The following is a 17,286-nucleotide window of genomic DNA, read 5'->3' as shown; positions in this document are numbered from 1 at the left end:
AGGCATTTGGGGCGAGTTGTGGACTAGAGAGACGTTAATCATCATTATCAGGGGCAATATTGTGTACTTGCAGTCCGATAAAGCTCCATGGAGTCCGTTAGCATTCCAGATGAACATAAGGACAAGGCAGAAGCATTTTTGAAAGAATAAACGGCGTAGCATTGAGCTACACCGTTATTTCTGCATTTACAGGATAGCTTTCAACGGAAAGCATATCTCATTTATAAACTCAGTTTAAACCTTCGTTTAAATTCAGTTTATAAAAGGGAGTTAGTATCACAATACAAACTAAAACGTTGGAGGAATTGTAATGGTTAATGAACGCAAAAAAATAATTGAGCACAACCCTGGAGATTGGGCCGTCGAGGCGCGTGGACTCGTCAAAACATTTGGTGACAATCGCGCTGTGGATGGGGTGAATTTAAACGTAAAAGCAGGTACGATCTATGGAGTTCTTGGTCCAAATGGAGCCGGAAAAACTACCGTCATACGGATGCTGGCGACCTTACTTCGCCCTGATGCAGGTTCAGCGCGAATCTTCGGACATGATGTAGTGAAGGAATCGCAGATAGTGCGGCAATTAATTGGTGTGACAGGACAATACGCCTCGGTAGATGAGTCACTTAGTGCTACGGAAAATTTGATCATCTTCTCGCGTTTGTTAGGACTTGGCCGCGCGGAGGCACGACAAAAAGCTGCTGAACTGCTTGAAGAGTTTGGTTTGACAGAGGCGGCTAAGCGTCCACTAAGAAATTTCTCTGGTGGTATGCGTCGTCGTCTGGATCTGGCAGCAAGCCTAATTGCTCAGCCACCGTTGATTTTCTTGGATGAGCCAACTACAGGGCTTGACCCGCGTACACGCTCACAGATGTGGGATACGATTCGCCGATTGGTGAATACAGGATCAACAGTTCTTTTAACGACGCAGTACCTTGAAGAAGCAGATCAACTTGCAGACCGGGTGGCAGTTATTGACCGTGGGCAAGTCGTCGCCGAGGGCACTGTGGATGAGCTGAAATCATCCGTGGGTACCACATCTTTACTATTGAAGGTCCGAGAGCTAAAGGATTTTAAACAAGCTCGTCAGCTTGTAGAACATGTTCTGCATGTCCAATCCAATGTGTCTTCGTTGGAGGAAGGGCAGATTTCTGCACCGATGGCGAACGCGGATTTAGTGACTGACCTACTTATTGCTCTGCGCGAAGCAGGCATTCCACTTGCAGAGGTGAGTGTGCAGAAACCAACACTTGATGAAGTATTCTTAACAATCACGGGTCAGGGTGTAACAGATAACGCTTCAAATGCGTCTGGGCAGTCAAACAAGAAGGAGGCAGTAAGAGTATGAGTACAAGAACTTCTGCAATAAACTCAGGAACTACAAGACAATTGAAAAACCATACGAGTCTCAGACAGAGTATACGAAATTCATTCACAATGGCGTATAGAGGTATACTAAAAATACGGCGAACACCTGAGCAATTATTCGATGTTACGCTTCAGCCTATTATTTTTACTCTGATGTTTACCTATATTTTTGGTGGAGCCATCTCTGGTGACATTGCTAGCTATTTGCCTGTTATCATTCCTGGTATTCTCGTTCAGACCGTAATTACTACTTCGATCGTTACTGGAGTTCAATTACGTGAGGATATGGATAAAGGTGTGTTTGACCGATTTAAATCACTGCCAATTGCAAGGATAGCTCCGTTAGCAGGTGCTCTATTAGCAGATACGATTCGGTATACGATAGCGACTGTGCTCACTTTCACCATGGGTTATATTATGGGATTACGGCCCGAGGGAGGGCTGGGGCATGTTGCTGTAGCGGCACTTCTTGTTATTGTCTGTGCTTGGTCGATTAGCTGGATCTTTGCTTTCTTTGGTGTCATTGCAAGAACAGCCTCAAGTGTACAAGGGATCTCGATGATTGTGCTGTTCCCGCTTACGTTTCTGTCTAACGCATTCGTACCGGTAGATACAATGCCTAGCTGGCTTCAATGGTTTGTTAAAGTCAATCCGATCTCACATTTGGTGACCGCGGTGCGGGAGCTTACTAACAATGGTACCGTAGGCTGGGATTTCGTAATCTCTTTGATCGGAGCAGCTGTCATCGTTGCGATTTTTGCACCAATTACAGTTCGTGCTTATATGCGCCGGACATAATATGAAATGAAAAAACGGCAGAAATGCCGTTTTTTTGTATTAGCCGCAAAAAAGCTTCTTTTTTAATTATCGCTTCTAAAGAACGTATGGATTAAATTGGATACTGATCTATCATACAATGTTTTAGCAGCTTCCTCATTTTGAATATGTCCCCCCAAATGCAGATGAATGACGCCATGCAACGATGCCCACACCAGATTCACAACAAGGAGGGGATCTTTCTCCTCAATAAACCCTTGTTCGATGGCTTCTGTAATAAGGGCTATTACTTGTTGAAGTGCCGTGAAGATAGCATGTAAACTTTCTTCCTCCGGTTTGAACTCGCTAAAAGCCCCTCCAAACATAACCATATAATAGCTGGTATGATTCCGTGAGAAATCCCAATAAGCTTGTCCAAGATCGCGAAGATATAAATTTAGATTGTCTTGTTTTGGAACCGCTTGAAAGGCAGCGGCCAACAATTTACACCCTTGCAGAAAAAGCTCCTTCGCTAAACCTTCCTTGTTTCCAAACAAGTTATAAATGATTTTTGTGGGACATTCCATTTTTTCAGCAACCTTGCGAATGGTTACACCTTCAGGTCCGGATTCATGCATAATGGCCGCAGCGGCTTCGATAATATTCAGTCTTAATATTTCTGCATGCTGTAGTTTTGCTTTTGGGTAGGTTGTAACGGATTGAGCATCTATAGAAGATATTTTGGACGATTTTTGCATGTAGTTTCACTTCCTTAGAACTTTACTTTAGCTTTTTCAAATAGCCGTTATTTCTAAACCTTATTTTACTGATGTAGAAGAGAAATAGCCAATAATTAAATGTAGAATTTTATTTGACAACGCAACCTCACTTGGATACAATGATTCATATTGAAACACTGTTTCTAGATGGTCATTAAAGGGAGAGATGATAGCAATGATTACAATTCAAAATAAATGGACGTTGATTACAGGTGCTTCTTCAGGAATAGGTGAAGCGTTTGCTCGAGAACTTGCAGCCAAAGGAAGTCATTTGATATTAGTCGCCCGTTCCGAAGATAAATTGATTGCTTTAGCGGAAAAATTACAAAGAGAATTTCATATTCAAGCGGAGGTTATCGTTGCTGATTTATCGCAAGAAGGTTCTCCTAGCAGGCTCTATCAACAATGTATGGAACGTGGTCTGAACGTTGATATTCTGATTAATAATGCAGGTTTTGCTACGTATGGGCTTTTTGAACAACTGTCTGGTCCAAGACAACATGAAGAGGTGATGCTAAATGTTTTGGCGGTTGTAGATCTGACCCATTTATTTTTGCCAGGTATGTTAAAAAGAAAAAGTGGTGTGATTATAAACGTTGCATCAACAGCAGCATTTCAACCTCTCCCTAATATGGCTGTATATGGAGCGACAAAAGCTTTTGTATTATCATTTACACAAGCACTATGGGAGGAAAATCGGAAACGGGGCGTACAATTTCTTGCGTTATGTCCGGGGTCTACGGAAACAGAATTTTTTAATGTTGTGGGAGCCGATGAAGCATCAGTAGGGAAGCGAGATACTCCAGAAAATGTGGTTCAAGTGGCTCTTCGGTCGCTTCAGGCAAAGAAAACATTTGTTGTCCCAGGATTTTCAAACTATATTTCAGCTCAAATGTCACGGTTTTTCACACGTAAACAAATGCTTTATTTAGTTGGACGTATGCTCCGTACTAGACATTAATAAGTCAACATTTTGCTTCGATGATGTAAAATAAAGAGCCGTTATCTATGGATTACTCCATGATAGCGGCTTTTTTCAAAAGTTAATTGCCTAACTCCGAATTTTAACCCTACTTCTTCATGTCCTTCGATGGTACTATGATATAAAAATAGAATGATGCATATAGAAAGGACGACAGTATGAGAAACTATCTAATTTTGGGGGCAAGTAAAGGTTTGGGAGATGCATTTGTGAAAGGTTTACCTGAGTATGGTGATCGAGTGTGGATCGTCTCCAGAAGCAGACCGGGCAGTCTGGATCTTAATGATGGCATACAGCGGGTATGGATTGCAGTAGATCTATCGCAGCCAGATGCCGCACAAGTCTTATCAAAGGGAATTCAAACGGAGAAGATTGATGTTTTAGTTTATAACGTGGGTATTTGGGAGAAAGAAGGTTTTGAGGATCACTATACTTTTGACAAGGATGAGACGAGTGACATTGCCAACATTATTAATGTGAATATAACTTCAACAATTACCTGCATACAGGCTGTACTGCCTAATCTTCGCCAATCGGAAGCAGGAAAAATTATTCTAATTGGCTCCACAGCAGGACTGGATCATACCAATAACGCCCAGGTATCATTTGTAGCTTCCAAGTTCGGTCTGCGTGGCATTACACATGCATTACGTGAGCATGTTCGTAAGGATGGCATTGCAGTAACTTGTGTAAATCCGGGTGAGCTGGCAGCAGAAATTCCTTATGAGGATGGCGCAGAAAAAGCGATTGCAGAATATAGCGGCACAAGAATTCCTGTTCAGGACATTGTCTCCATTGTGAAATGTATCGTTAACCTCTCTAGCGCTTCCTGTGTCAAAGAAATTCATATTCCAGCAATGGCGGATTTGAATGCATAATAAATCTCATTTATCCGTTAAGATTTCATTAAGATTCAATATGAAGATAAACCATATAATTGGATTATAGAAAGGTTATCAAAAAAATGCTACATAAGCGCGCCGACTAGCACGACGTATTATTAGGTTGTAGTAAAAAGTGAATATATAAGGCTGTCTACCAGTAGAATCTTACTAGTAAACGGCCTATTTCTGTTGGGATTTAATAGAGAGTCGGGTGGGTTTTATTAAAAGAAGACTTATAAATTCCCAACTTTTTTTGGACATATATTGGGCTAACGAGAATATAACTATACAATAAAACACTTGTTGAAGAAGAGGAAAATACATTAACGGTTAGGAGAAATGAACGATGGAATTCGAACTAGGCAGCATTTTGAAACTAGTGAAACGTAGGCTGCTGTTCATCATTGTATTATGTATTGTTGCGGTCGGAATTGCTAGCTTCGTTAGCTACTATGTCTTAAAACCGAAATACGAGGCGACGGCTTCTATTCTTATTCAAGGGGATAGGCAACAGAAAGCAATCAATGACATTATGGCTGGGCAAAAACTAGTAACCACTTACGGAGAAATTATCCGAAGCAGTAGAATCGCTGAAGAGGTCGTTAGAAGACTGCAATTAAACATGACCCCTGAAAAACTATTAGAAAAAGTGAAGACAAGAACAAGTAGCGAGTCACTCGTGACGACGGTAATTGTATCGGATTCTAATGCTCAGCGGGCAACGAATATCGCGAATGGCTTTGGTGAGGCCTTTAATGAGAACATCCAAGCGATTATGGGGGTAGAGAATGTTGTGCTTCTTGACCGAGCCAAGGTTCCTTTCGAGGCGATCTCACCCAAGCCAGTATTCAATATGGTCGTTGCTTTCGGACTTGCATTGATTGCTGGGATCGCATTTTCCATTCTACGGGAATTGGCGGAGAAACCTGTGAAAAGCGCCAAGAATATTCAGTTGGATTTGCAGCTTCCTCTTCTGGGAACGGTGGGAAAATTGAAGCCGCGGAAACGGCGGGAGAAGACGAAATCCAATTCAGTAGAAGGAGCCAGCAGACATGAAGAAGAAAACGCCAAGATTGTATTGCCTGGAACAACCGAAATCATCTAATGGTGACCAATTCCGAACGATACGATCTAATATTCGTTATACCCGAGTTGGTGGAGAAATTCGATCTTTATTAGTTACAAGCTCACTTCCGAATGAAGGTAAATCAACAGTGGCGATGAACTTGGCCATAGCGATGGCAGAAACGGGAAAAACTGTGCTGCTGATCGATGGGGATTTGCGTACACCAACGGTGCATAAGGCATTCGATCTACCCAATTGGATCGGATTAAGTAGTATCCTAGTGGATCAAACCCGTGTGGATGATTGTATTTTCCCTATTGAGGGATCAGAAGGACTTTCTGTAATGACATCGGGTCCGATCTCCCCAAATCCAGCCGACTTACTAGGATCAACAGGAATGAAAAGGTTATTTGCAGAGCTTAGTGAGAGATTTGATACGATTGTCATCGATTCTTCTTCGGTGTTAATGCCTTTTTCGGATGCCCTTATCTTGGCAAAGATGACCGAAGGGGTACTGTTAGTCGTAAAATCCGGGAAAGTGCTCTTAAAGCATACCAACTCTGCAAAACAGATCCTTGAGCAGCAAGGAGCACATATTTTGGGAGCGGTTTTGAATTATCGAAAAAGTAGCAAACGTTACAAGATTCGCGGTGAAGATTTTGCCGATTGGGCCTCAACTTCAGGGTTGGTCTAACGCATTATGACACTTGCTTCTCTTCGTTATTTATTCGGAAATATCACATACGCTGGCGCTCAATTCGTGATTGTAATTTTGCTTAATAAATTTGGCTCATCCGAAATCGTTGGGCAATATTCGTTAGGGCTTGCGGTGACTGCTCCCATCTTCATGCTGTCGCATCTGCATCTGCGTTCGGTCTTGATCGTTGATACATCTGGAAAATATCTTTTTGGAGATTTTTTTGGCCTTCGTCTCGTGACAACCGCAGTTGCATTCACGGTTACAGCAGGTTGTTGCATCCTTAGTGGTGCTGATTGGAATACAGCTTTAGTCATATTTTTCATAGGATTGTATAGAATTGTTGAGTCGGTCAGCGATATTTTATTGGGTATCGTTCAGAAGCAGGAAAGGCTAGATCAAATCTCTTTCTCGAGAGCTGCTAAAGGATTGTTCTCCATACTTGTCTTCGCCCTCGTATTTATCCCTACTCAGAGTCTCATTCTAGCGTTGTTAGTCATGATTATCGGATGGTTAGCAATAACCATTGGATATGATGCTCGCAAAGCGAGAATGCATACGTCGCTCAGGCCACTTTTTAACAAAAGACGATTATGGGGCTTGCTGCTCGTAAGCTCACCCCTTGGCGTGGTGCTGGCGTTGATGTCACTAAATACAAATATCCCACTATACGCGATTTCATATTTTAAAGGAGAACATGACTTAGGCATATACGCTACGCTCTCATACATGATCGTTGCCTGCAATGTTGTTGTGACTGCACTCGGTGAAGCGATAACACCACGTCTTGCCCGTTGGCACGCTAGCGGACGACATAAGGAGTTCATCTCTTTACTCAGTCGAATGATTGCAATGGGTATAGGAATTAGTGCGATCGCTTGTTTGATCGGGTGGATCTTTGGTCATCAGCTACTAACTCTTCTATTCAGTCCAGATGTGGCTGCTGAGATAGGTTTATTTCATTGGTTGCTCGTTTCTACCCTATTGGTATTTGTAACGTCTTACCTGTGGTATGCCATAACGGCTACCGGGAAGTACAAAGCGCAGATTCCCTTGTTTCTGTGTTCCGTGATCACTAATGGGCTTTCTTGTCTAATATTCGTGCCTATTTTCGGGGTGATAGGTGCTGCGGTGGGGGCTAGCTTGGCCTTATTCGTTCAGATGATAGGTAGTGTGATCGTACTTTTCTTGGTAATCCGCCAGGCAAGGAAACAGGTACAACGGGAATTGGCCGCATAGAAGCAATTTCTCATAGGAAAGTAGGGGCTTGTATGACATCTGTACTCGTTGTAGGGAAACCCTACACCATGCGTAATTTATTTCTGTTTGCGGTTATGGGTTACATCATCTGCCTTCCGGCTCAAATTGATTTCGGCGGCGCATTTCGAATCGCACCCTCTGACCTTTTCTTAATGCTTGGTTTGTTTGCAGCAGGTTTACACCTCAAATTGGACCCGAGGCAGTTCAGTTCATGGCATTGGGGGATGTTGTTTATTTTCGTCCTTGCTTCATTTGTATCCATTTGGCGCAATGGATTCATTACGCAATACGCTCTATTGCAAAAAGATTTTGGGTTTATACTCCTACTGCTGACTTACATCATGCTTGTTCAGGCTGTAGACAGCTGGGATCGGTTATATAAAATGCTACGAGCTTTTTTGATCAGTGTGCTGATCTTCAATGGCGTCGCTTTGTTCGATTTTTTTAGTGGAGTAAAGGTTCCGTTTATGGTGCAAGACGGTCGCCTCTCCGGGATGCTAATTGATCCGAATGCATACGGCGGATTACTAGTTACGGCTTTTGCCATTCATATCATGACGAGTGGAGACGGGGTAAAGCTGCTTAGAGGATGGGTGAGTACGCTAGCGACGATCACCTTAGCCGGGGGCATAATAATGACTTTTTCGCGTTCGTCATGGATAGGATTGTTCCTTGTCCTGCTTACATTACTGCTGACTAATCCTTCTCGACTTCTCAAGATCGGTATGGGGTTTAGCGTCGCGTTTGGAGCATTGCTGTTGTATAAAGGTACAGCTTATCTGGATGTGCTTGGGAATATGGCCAGCAGACCCTCGCAGATTCAGTCGCGTCTAGACATCATTGGGAAGGCTGTGGAGTGGATCGCTCAAAGTCCATTATTAGGGATTGGACTCGGTAGCTATAACTATGAACTGCGGATTATTATCCATAATACTCCGATCTGGTTTATGACAGAATTTGGCTTGTTGGGCTTGATTGTGTACGGCGGATTCATGATCTGGTTCTTCATCGTTGGGATCCGTTCTTATCGCGCGGCAGATAGGGTGAACAGACCGATCATTATGGCATTATTGCTGTCTCACGCAGCGATGATTGGACTTTCGATGGGTATTGAAGCCTTATTTCAGCGGTATTGGTGGTTCATGATGGCTATGAACGCAGCTTGCATCCGATTAACGAATACGGGATGGAAAGGAGTGAAGCGATATCGAACCAAGGGCACTGAAAAGTCAACGGGTCGTAACCTACGACAACAAACAGAACAAGCGCAACAAGCGCAATAATAAGAGGTTCGGGAGCATACCTGCTGAAGACTGTGGGCCGGTAAGAGTTGCTTTTGTAGCCTCCATTTTTGGGCATTTTGAGAGTTTCCATCTACCTTACATGGCGTTATTGCAGCAAAAAGGTTGTGAAGTGCATGCTTACGCGCAGCCCGGGGAAGCGAGATTGCGATTAGAAGAGAAGGGGATCGTGTGCCATGATGTGCCCATTCAGCGTAGCCCTTTACAGATGCAGAACTGGGCAGCGCTAGGGATACTAACGGAAAGCTTCAAGGAGGAGGGGTTCCAGTTCATCCATGTACATACGCCAGTCGCTTCGATTCTCGGACGGATTGCGGCCCATAAAGCAGGTGTACCTTGCACATTGTATACAGCGCATGGTTTTCATTTTTTCAAGGGAGCTCCTTTTCTGAACTGGATGCTTTATTATCCGCTCGAGAGGTTAATGGCCCGCTGGACAGATGTGCTAATCACCATAAATAGAGAAGATTATGAACGTGCCCAGAAATTTTCTATACGGAAAAAGGTGACTTATGTGAGTGGTGTAGGACTTGATCTCCAGGTTTACGGCAGTGAACAGGATCATCCTGAAACTGCGTCGGAGAAGGCAGATAGGCGACGCCAACTGTTTGATCTGCCGAAGAGTGAGCATGATGAACCTCCCTTCGTCATCCTATGCGTTGCGGAATTGAACGCCAACAAGAACCAGAAGCAGTTGATCGAAGCGCTGGGTCAGTTGGGGTCTCAAGCAGGCAACATCCATCTGGCTTTTGCGGGTACAGGACCGTTCGAGCAGACTCTATTGGAACTTGCTAATCGGCTGGGTGTCAGCGATCGGGTGCATATGCTTGGGTACCGTAGAGATATTCCGGATCTACTCAGAGCATGTGATGTTGTAGCACTTGTGTCTTATCGCGAGGGGCTACCTCGGGCGATTATGGAGGCGATGGCAGTAGGAAAACCCGTTATAGGTACGCATATTCGGGGGATTCATGATTTGATCGAACATGAGTCAACAGGCATGTTGGTTCCTGTTGGTGATATTACCGCTACCGCTAAGGCTTTTACTCAATTACGAGATGATCCAGCATTAACTAGGGCAATGGGAGAAGCAAACAAGGAGAGGATCATTCGTTACGGGTTGCCTGCGGTGCTCCGTGAAATGGACTCGATCTATATAGAAGCGCTAAACAAGGAGGAAAGAAAGCGGGTTCCGTCTGAAATGCATGCCAGCCTATCGGGGGATTGAATATTCACTCTCACTTAAAAGGCGAGTAAATGAATTTTTAGTTAATTAGGGAGAAAGAAGTGATGAAAATGCGGATCGTCCGTTTGGTCATGTTGGATGCAGGGATTATTGCGGCTTCAGTGTGGCTTGTGTTTTTACTTCGGTTTGATTTTCAAATCCCTGAGATGTACGTGTGGATGCTTCCGTGGGCAATATTGATTCACATTGCGGTGTATGCGGCCTTCTCATTTGGATTCAAAGTGTATAACAATATCTGGCGATACACCGGAATGAGAGAGTTACTGCAGCTTCTAAAAGTGAGTGTATTAACCCTCGTTGGAGTGATTGTTGTCAACGTATCCACCCATGCAGTAATTCCTTCCTATCGACTACCGATTTCTATCTATTTTGCAGCGGGTTATGTGTTTCTGGGCATTGTTGGGTTACGAATGGTTAAACGTCTTCTAAATGATGGATTTGAGACAACGGGTGTGAAGGATGCCTTCGAAGGTAATCTTCTAATCGTTGGGGCTGGTAAAGCTGGAATCCTCGTTACGAAAGATATCAAGCATTCAAGGTTCAAATTTATGCATCCCGTTGCCTTCATTGATGATGATGCATCTAAACAAAAGCTGGAAGTAATGGGGCTGCCGATTGTGGGTAACCGAAATTTCATTCCCGAGGCCGTGAAACAGCTGGACATTGCATTCATTATTATTGCCCTTCCGACAGCGCCACATAACGACTTAATGGAGATTATTGAGATCTGCAAATCAACAAAAGCACAGATTAAGCTAATGCCTAGTATGACAGAAATTTTGGACGGGAAAATGGCAGTCAATCGAATTCGTGAAGTGTCCGTAAATGATTTGCTGGGTAGAACTCCTGTTGAGATTAATACTGAAGAGATTCATGAGAATTTAGGGAGTGAGTGTATTCTCATCACGGGTGCAGGAGGCTCCATTGGCTCAGAACTGTGCCGTCAGCTAGCTGCGTATCGTCCGAAGGAAATGTTGCTGCTTGGTCATGGTGAGAACAGCATTTACCTGATTGAACAAGAGCTACGCCAGTTATATCCCGATCAGAAGATTCAACCTATCATAGCTGATATTCAGGATGTGTCGCGGATCGATAGTGTTTTTCAGAATTTCCGACCTACGATTGTGTATCACGCCGCTGCGCATAAACATGTGCCCCTTATGGAGATGAATCCGGTGGAGGCGGTAAAGAACAACGTTATCGGAACAAGGAATGTAGCGGAAGCGAGTGCCAAATATGGTGCTAAGCGGTTCATTCTGATCTCTTCGGACAAAGCGGTTAATCCAACAAGTGTCATGGGAGCTACAAAGCGAGCGGCAGAAATGATTATTAATGATCAGAATTCATCTAGCAAGACGGTTTTTGCTGCTGTCCGTTTCGGTAATGTTCTCGGTAGTCGGGGAAGTGTTATTCCGTTATTCAAAAGACAGATCGAGAGTGGTGGCCCGGTTACGGTTACCCATATGGATATGGTGCGGTATTTCATGACGATCCCTGAAGCAGTGCAATTGGTTATCCAGGCGAGCGTACTGGCACAAGGTGGCGAGGTGTTCGTGCTTGATATGGGTAAGCCGGTTCGGATATACGATCTAGCAAGAGATTTAATACGTCTGTCGGGCTTAGAACCCGATAAAGATATCCCTATCGTGGTCACGGGCATTCGTCCCGGAGAGAAATTATTTGAGGAACTCCTGACAGAAGAGGAGGGATTGATGGTCACCAATAACTATCGCATCATGATCAGTCGGCCTCAAAGTGTTTCCAGATCCGAATTGAATTTGGTCCTTGGTGTGCTGGAGAATTTGTGCAAACGGTACGAATTTGTGCCAAGCAGTTATCAGATTAAGAAATTATTAAAGCAGCTTATTCCAAGCTATTCGGGCTTTCAGGAAGAACCACAGGTGGCTACTCATGAGCTTGAACGTATCAAATCCGAAGTTCATGCGGGGATCTAAGTGATGAAGTCGTTTATGAGTAGATGGAACAAGAAATTGCGTTTGCGTGGCAAGAGTGACAAGGAATTCACAAGAAAGCAAATAGTCATGCGGCGAATTGGAAGATTCGCCCTGATTGGTTTTCTGATTGTGATTGTAATTGGTGGCATTTGGATTAGAGGGGTATTAAATGCTGAGCAGCGATTTCAAAAGGCTGCCCTTAATCCATTAACGATACCTAACTCTAAAATTTCTGCAGTACCTGTGGGGAAGACGCAGTCGGATGGGACTACGAAAAGTCCAGCAAATTCGGATGGCGTGGTACTACCATCGACTGAACCAGCAGCATCGCCAGAAGCAACCGATAAAAAAACTTCATCCTTTAATGTTGTATTAATTGGAACAGATACGTGGGGTGGGGAAATCTCGCGTGCAGACACGATAATGGTTGTGCATGTAATGCCGGAACAGCGGAAGGTGAACATCGTCTCTGTACCGCGCGATACAAGGGTTTATGTACAAAATGTTGGATACACCAAAATTAATCATGCTCATATTGTTGGTGAATCCAAAGGTGGGAATGAGCAAGGAACGTTGACGCTCATTCAAGCGGTGAGCGACTTTATGAATATTCCCATTCATCATTACATCAAGACGAATTTCTCTGGAGTTCGTGATTTCATCGATTCAATCGGTGGGATCGACATGGTAATCGATCAGGATGTCACAATAACCCCAGAGATTACCATCAAAAAAGGCGAACAGCATTTGGATGGTGTGCATGCTCTCTACCTTGCTAGGGCGCGTTACTCTACTCCGAACGGTGACTTTAGTCGTCAAGAGGAGCAATTCAATATCGTTAGAGCTGTGGCCAATAAGCTGTTGAGCCCTGAGCATCTTCCGGATCTGGCGGGATTATTGCTCCATGAAAAGAAAGACATTATCGATACAAGCTTCAGTGACAGTGATTTGCTCAGCTTAGCTTGGTTATTCAAGGGAATAACTTCCGAGGACTTTAAATACGAGCAGATTCCAGGCAACAACAGTTTTGGTACTGATCCGCTAGTCAGAACTAAGGTGTACTACTGGAGTGCTGATTTAAAACAGGTGAACTCACTGAAGGAACGTCTTTTTACGGATTAAGAGAAAGGCGGGAGGAGTACTAACATGTATCGCCATATGAAACGAGGCTTCGATCTTGTGGGAGCGATCGTTATGTTATGTATATTTAGTCCAGTCATGGCTGTGGTGGCGTTGTTGATTCGAATGAAGCTTGGAAGCCCAATCTTGTTCAAGCAGCAACGACCAGGGCGGGGAGAGAAACCCTTCTTTATCTACAAATTTCGGACCATGGCTGAACTGTATGACACGCAGGGTCAGCCGTTACCAGATGAGCGACGATATATCAAATTTGGCGGAATCATCCGGAAGCTAAGTCTGGATGAACTACCACAATTGGTGAATGTTGTGAAGGGAGAAATGAGTCTGATTGGTCCAAGACCCTTACTCATGCGTTATAGCCCATACTATTCCGAACAGGAGAGGTTGCGTTTCTCAGTAAGACCAGGAATTACGGGATTAGCACAGGTTTCAGGACGCAATACTTCGTCGTGGAAAGACCGGCTTTCGTATGATGTCACCTACGTCGAGAATTTAAGTTTCAGACTTGATGCGCTGATATTGTGCAAGACCGTCTTGAAGGTGATTCGCCAAGATGATGTTGTAGCCAATCCAGGTCGGCATAGCCTGCCTCTGGATGAGTATAGGTTGAATAAAAAGGAGGGCCAGGCATGAGTGTGCAGTTTAGACCGCTGCATGAAGACGATATACATCATGCATGCCGGCTCTTGAAGAGCAACTTACCGGAGCATGTGTACAATCAAACGATATTTGCTTGTACGGGTTATCCAGCATATCTACAAGCGGCTTGTAAGTGTGGAGGTCATTCGGCCACATTGTTGATTGGAGCCTATATTGGAGAAGTGCTCATTGGATTCGCGGAATGGCGAAGAATGGAACAAATATTGGTTCTGAATAATTTAAACGTGGATGCGGCGTTTCGCAAGGACGGTATTGGCGGAATGCTCATGGCGTACGGAGAGAAATTAGCCAAGAAGGACGATATTAAGAAGTTGGTACTGGATGTGTTCTCGTGGAATGAACAGGCGCATGCTTGGTACCTTCGCCTTGGCTTTGTAGAAGAAGGACGTACTTATTGGTATGTGAGGGATCTGGATCGTTCATTAACGGCTAGCGCAGATGTTATTGCTTCTGGAGTGGATATAGATGATGAAGAAGTGACTTACATTATTGATGATTACCCAATGGCAGAGGCTCATCATCTAAAATACGGATTTTCTTCATTTAGGATTAGAACGAAGCAGAAGACTTCAGTTGTGGGCCGGCTCGGCGAGCAGTATTTTCGCATCCAACTGCAAAGTGGGGAGTGGGACGGCGGATATCCACTAACCGATGTGTTACTCGACCTTGACCGGGAGAGAAAGCTGTTATTGCTCTCATCCGATGCATTCTTACGTGAGAGAGACCCAGCGCTAAGCTTAAGCACTGAAAGTATACGTATGATCAAGATATTGGATTAGCAGCGAATGCTTCCAAAGTAAGTTTTGTCGAAGTACCTCAAGGAAGCGTACGCTAACATAACTTTTAGGAGGTGACGTATGAGTGATTTCATTGTGCTTAATAGCTCGCATTCTGAAGAATGGGATGCTTATTTGAATCAGATGGATAGTAAGGATATCTATTTTTCTGCAGATTTTTTTCGGCTGTTTGAGGATGATGATCATCAACAGGCAGAGCTGTTTGTTTTTAAGCAGGGTGAGAAGCTCATCATTTATCCTTACTTACTTCGCTCCATTAGCCATCTTCCCGCAGTCATCCAGCTGGGACTTGAAGGAGAATGGTATGACATCAGCACACCTTATGGATACGGGGGGCCAATATCTAATGTGCCTAAAGGAGCGGAACGAACAGAGTTGTACCGACAATTCAGTGATACGTTTACAGATTACTGCAGAGAGAAAAAGATCATGACCGAGTTTGTAAGATTCCATCCTTTCATAGGCAATGCCGCTGAATACCAAAAAGGGCTTACTACGGAGCTCAATCGGAATACAGTATACATGGATTTGACAGTTGGCTCAGAGTCAGTGCTAATCCAGAACTATGGCAGCAATCATAAAAGAAATATCCGTAAATTAAAGTCAGCTCCATTCACCATTCGAAAGTCGGATCTTAAGGATCGGATCGAGCCTTTCATCGAGTTATATTACGGGACGTTAAATGATTTACAAGCAGATCCCTTTTATTATTTCCCTCGAAAATTTATAGAAGATACAAGCCTTATGCCAGAAGGACGGGTAGCACTGTTTGAGGCGATGGATGGGGAGAGAAGTGTAGGGGCAAGTATTGTACTCCTTGATCGACCATGGATGCATTATCACTTATGCGGTTGGGATCGAGCTTATCTGCAGTGGTCACCCACCAAATTTCTCATCCACGCAGCAGCCGTGTGGGGGATGGAGAATGGATACGACAAATTCCATCTCGGTGGGGGATATAAGGGGAATGACGAGTTGTTTCAGTTCAAGCTAAGATTCGCTACTCAACTAGAACCACTAGACTATTACTTAGGTAAGCGAATATTTTTCCCCGAGGTGTATGAACGAATGATTGCACTCTGTGACACTGGGGTTGCGGGAAATTATTTTCCGCTCTACCGGCATCCATCTCTGTTGAATCAAAATATCATGGACCACGCTCTGAAGTAAGACAATAAGATATGTATTCCATTTGGATTAAAGCATCCAAATGGAGAAAGGAGCAAGGCATGAGTATTCGTCAACCACGCATTCTACCACGAATCTTGTTATCCCCACCGCATGTAAGTGGACGTGAACACGCTTATTTGGAGGATGCAATTCACTCTGGCTGGATCGCTCCCATCGGACCACAAGTCGATGCTTTCGAGCAGGAGATGGCCGACTATACAGGTTCAAAGGGTGCACTTGCATTAAGCTCTGGAACAGCGGCAATTCATCTCGCACTACGTCTAGCTGGCGTTTCTCAAGGAGATTACGTGATTTGTTCGACGCTCACGTTCGTAGCTAGTGCCAATCCTATTTTATATTTGGGGGCTACACCTGTATTCGTAGACTCAGAACCAGAGACATGGAATATGTGTCCACTAGCCTTTCAGAGGGCCTGCCTGGATTTGAATGATAGAGGGATACTGCCTAAAGCAGCTGTTGTTGTCAATTTGTACGGGCAGAGCGCAGACATGGAACCAATTGTAGAAATCGCGAATCGTTACGGTATTGTTTTAATAGAAGATGCTGCGGAATCCCTCGGTGCCTTTTATCACGGAAAGGCCAGTGGTACTTGGGGCCGCTTCGGAATCTATTCTTTCAACGGGAATAAAATTATTACAACCTCAGGTGGAGGTATGCTTGTATCGGATGATACCGATGCATTAGATCAAGCCCGTTTCTGGTCTACCCAAGCACGTGACACTGCTCCACACTATCAGCATTCCGAAATGGGTTATAACTACCGGCTAAGTAACCTGTTGGCAGCCATAGGACGAGGGCAACTGGAGCTACTTGAGGAAAAGGTCGAACGACGTAGATATATTTCTCAAGTGTACTCAGATCGATTGGGATCCATTCCGGGTCTTCATTTCATGCCGGAAGCGCCAAATTGTCGCAGTACACGCTGGTTAAGTGCGCTAACGATTGATGAAGAAATCGCAGGCTTCTCCGCTAATCAACTCTTAAAGTGCCTGGAATTCAACAATATAGAAGCTAGACCTGTATGGAAACCACTACATTTGCAACCGCTGTTCGAGAACGCCTTCTATTATCCATACATGGAGGGACATAGTGTATCTGATCAATTGTTCACAAAAGGTGTATGTCTACCTTCCGGTAGCTCTTTATCGGATGATGATCTGGTACGCGTAATGGATGCGATAGAGTCTTGTATTCAGAACCGCTGAAA

General features: G+C 44.1%; 16 protein-coding genes. 15 read left to right on the top strand and 1 reads right to left on the bottom strand.

Features of this window, described 5'->3' with window-relative positions; genetic code table 11:
• Positions 1–310: 310 nt before the first annotated feature.
• Together NYE25_RS07975 and NYE25_RS07970 are read left to right on the top strand one after the other, a co-directional pair.
• The gene (locus tag NYE25_RS07975) at positions 311–1,345 is read left to right on the top strand and encodes an ATP-binding cassette domain-containing protein (protein ID WP_339265309.1); all 1,035 of its coding nucleotides are present in this window, start codon (positions 311–313) and stop codon (positions 1,343–1,345) included.
• Positions 1,342–2,163, top strand: coding sequence for an ABC transporter permease (locus tag NYE25_RS07970; protein ID WP_076300880.1), 822 nt, complete (start codon positions 1,342–1,344; stop codon positions 2,161–2,163). Before NYE25_RS07975 ends, NYE25_RS07970 begins: the two co-directional genes overlap by 4 nt.
• Positions 2,164–2,225: 62 nt before the next feature.
• On the opposite strand, the gene NYE25_RS07965 is transcribed toward NYE25_RS07970, so the two are convergent.
• Entirely contained in the window at positions 2,226–2,879 is a 654-nt protein-coding gene (locus NYE25_RS07965; RefSeq protein ID WP_076286725.1) for a TetR/AcrR family transcriptional regulator, read from the bottom strand.
• Positions 2,880–3,075: 196 nt separating this feature from the next.
• On the opposite strand from NYE25_RS07965, the gene NYE25_RS07960 reads away from it, so the two are divergent.
• From NYE25_RS07960 to NYE25_RS07900, 13 genes are all read left to right on the top strand, one after another.
• Positions 3,076–3,861: an SDR family NAD(P)-dependent oxidoreductase gene (locus NYE25_RS07960; RefSeq protein WP_076286726.1), complete on the top strand. Its 786-nt coding sequence runs from the start codon at positions 3,076–3,078 to the stop codon at positions 3,859–3,861.
• Positions 3,862–4,040: 179 nt separating this feature from the next.
• Positions 4,041–4,760, top strand: a complete 720-nt coding sequence (locus NYE25_RS07955; RefSeq protein ID WP_076286727.1) for an SDR family NAD(P)-dependent oxidoreductase — start codon at positions 4,041–4,043, stop codon at positions 4,758–4,760.
• A gap of 352 nt (positions 4,761–5,112) precedes the next feature.
• Complete coding sequence (locus NYE25_RS07950) at positions 5,113–5,871, top strand: YveK family protein (protein ID WP_042189097.1); 759 nt, start codon at positions 5,113–5,115, stop codon at positions 5,869–5,871.
• Complete coding sequence (locus NYE25_RS07945) at positions 5,819–6,526, top strand: CpsD/CapB family tyrosine-protein kinase (RefSeq protein WP_341061078.1); 708 nt, start codon at positions 5,819–5,821, stop codon at positions 6,524–6,526. The genes NYE25_RS07950 and NYE25_RS07945 overlap by 53 nt, the downstream gene beginning before the upstream one ends.
• 6 nt (positions 6,527–6,532) lie before the next feature.
• The gene (locus tag NYE25_RS07940) at positions 6,533–7,768 is read left to right on the top strand and encodes an oligosaccharide flippase family protein (RefSeq protein ID WP_341145626.1); all 1,236 of its coding nucleotides are present in this window, start codon (positions 6,533–6,535) and stop codon (positions 7,766–7,768) included.
• Positions 7,769–7,800: 32 nt separating this feature from the next.
• The gene (locus NYE25_RS07935; protein ID WP_076286729.1) at positions 7,801–9,072 is read left to right on the top strand and encodes an O-antigen ligase family protein; all 1,272 of its coding nucleotides are present in this window, start codon (positions 7,801–7,803) and stop codon (positions 9,070–9,072) included.
• Entirely contained in the window at positions 8,996–10,318 is a 1,323-nt protein-coding gene (locus NYE25_RS07930) for a glycosyltransferase family 4 protein (RefSeq protein ID WP_341129569.1), read from the top strand. The genes NYE25_RS07935 and NYE25_RS07930 overlap by 77 nt, the downstream gene beginning before the upstream one ends.
• A 62-nt stretch (positions 10,319–10,380) precedes the next feature.
• On the top strand, positions 10,381–12,291 hold the full coding sequence (locus NYE25_RS07925) for a polysaccharide biosynthesis protein (protein ID WP_341145625.1): 1,911 nt from the start codon (positions 10,381–10,383) through the stop codon (positions 12,289–12,291).
• A gap of 3 nt (positions 12,292–12,294) precedes the next feature.
• Positions 12,295–13,413 carry an LCP family protein gene (locus NYE25_RS07920; RefSeq protein ID WP_341145624.1) on the top strand — a complete coding sequence of 373 codons (1,119 nt, stop codon included), beginning with the start codon at positions 12,295–12,297 and terminating at the stop codon, positions 13,411–13,413.
• A 24-nt stretch (positions 13,414–13,437) separates the two neighbouring features.
• Positions 13,438–14,064 (top strand): sugar transferase, encoded by a 627-nt coding sequence (locus NYE25_RS07915; protein ID WP_143759584.1) that lies wholly within the window; start codon positions 13,438–13,440, stop codon positions 14,062–14,064.
• The gene (locus NYE25_RS07910; RefSeq protein ID WP_340970572.1) at positions 14,061–14,870 is read left to right on the top strand and encodes a GNAT family N-acetyltransferase; all 810 of its coding nucleotides are present in this window, start codon (positions 14,061–14,063) and stop codon (positions 14,868–14,870) included. Before NYE25_RS07915 ends, NYE25_RS07910 begins: the two co-directional genes overlap by 4 nt.
• Before the next feature lie 78 nt (positions 14,871–14,948).
• Positions 14,949–16,058, top strand: a complete 1,110-nt coding sequence (locus NYE25_RS07905) for a GNAT family N-acetyltransferase (RefSeq protein WP_341145623.1) — start codon at positions 14,949–14,951, stop codon at positions 16,056–16,058.
• 59 nt (positions 16,059–16,117) lie between these two features.
• Positions 16,118–17,284, top strand: coding sequence for a DegT/DnrJ/EryC1/StrS family aminotransferase (locus tag NYE25_RS07900; RefSeq protein ID WP_341145622.1), 1,167 nt, complete (start codon positions 16,118–16,120; stop codon positions 17,282–17,284).
• The last annotated feature ends 2 nt before the right edge of the window (positions 17,285–17,286 follow it).

It is taken from the genome of Paenibacillus sp. FSL E2-8871, assembly GCF_038000345.1.
In the GTDB taxonomy this organism is placed as follows: Bacteria; Bacillota; Bacilli; order Paenibacillales; family Paenibacillaceae; genus Paenibacillus_AQ.
The sequence above is the reverse complement of the archived record's forward strand: the minus strand, read 5'-3'. Positions and strand labels throughout refer to the sequence as shown.

Excerpts from the sequence above, each read along its gene's own strand:
- NYE25_RS07940 (WP_341145626.1), top strand. The coding sequence starts at position 6,533 with ATGACACTTGCTTCTCTTCGTTATTTATTCGGAAATATCACATACGCT.
- NYE25_RS07950 (WP_042189097.1), top strand. The coding sequence starts at position 5,113 with ATGGAATTCGAACTAGGCAGCATTTTGAAACTAGTGAAACGTAGGCTG.
- NYE25_RS07900 (WP_341145622.1), top strand. The coding sequence starts at position 16,118 with ATGAGTATTCGTCAACCACGCATTCTACCACGAATCTTGTTATCCCCA.
- NYE25_RS07960 (WP_076286726.1), top strand. The coding sequence starts at position 3,076 with ATGATTACAATTCAAAATAAATGGACGTTGATTACAGGTGCTTCTTCA.
- NYE25_RS07935 (WP_076286729.1), top strand. The coding sequence starts at position 7,801 with ATGACATCTGTACTCGTTGTAGGGAAACCCTACACCATGCGTAATTTA.
- NYE25_RS07955 (WP_076286727.1), top strand. The coding sequence starts at position 4,041 with ATGAGAAACTATCTAATTTTGGGGGCAAGTAAAGGTTTGGGAGATGCA.
- NYE25_RS07945 (WP_341061078.1), top strand. The coding sequence starts at position 5,819 with ATGAAGAAGAAAACGCCAAGATTGTATTGCCTGGAACAACCGAAATCA.
- NYE25_RS07975 (WP_339265309.1), top strand. The coding sequence starts at position 311 with ATGGTTAATGAACGCAAAAAAATAATTGAGCACAACCCTGGAGATTGG.
- NYE25_RS07905 (WP_341145623.1), top strand. The coding sequence starts at position 14,949 with ATGAGTGATTTCATTGTGCTTAATAGCTCGCATTCTGAAGAATGGGAT.
- NYE25_RS07910 (WP_340970572.1), top strand. The coding sequence starts at position 14,061 with ATGAGTGTGCAGTTTAGACCGCTGCATGAAGACGATATACATCATGCA.
- NYE25_RS07920 (WP_341145624.1), top strand. The coding sequence starts at position 12,295 with ATGAAGTCGTTTATGAGTAGATGGAACAAGAAATTGCGTTTGCGTGGC.
- NYE25_RS07915 (WP_143759584.1), top strand. The coding sequence starts at position 13,438 with ATGTATCGCCATATGAAACGAGGCTTCGATCTTGTGGGAGCGATCGTT.
- NYE25_RS07925 (WP_341145625.1), top strand. The coding sequence starts at position 10,381 with ATGAAAATGCGGATCGTCCGTTTGGTCATGTTGGATGCAGGGATTATT.
- NYE25_RS07965 (WP_076286725.1), bottom strand. The coding sequence starts at position 2,879 with ATGCAAAAATCGTCCAAAATATCTTCTATAGATGCTCAATCCGTTACA.
- NYE25_RS07970 (WP_076300880.1), top strand. The coding sequence starts at position 1,342 with ATGAGTACAAGAACTTCTGCAATAAACTCAGGAACTACAAGACAATTG.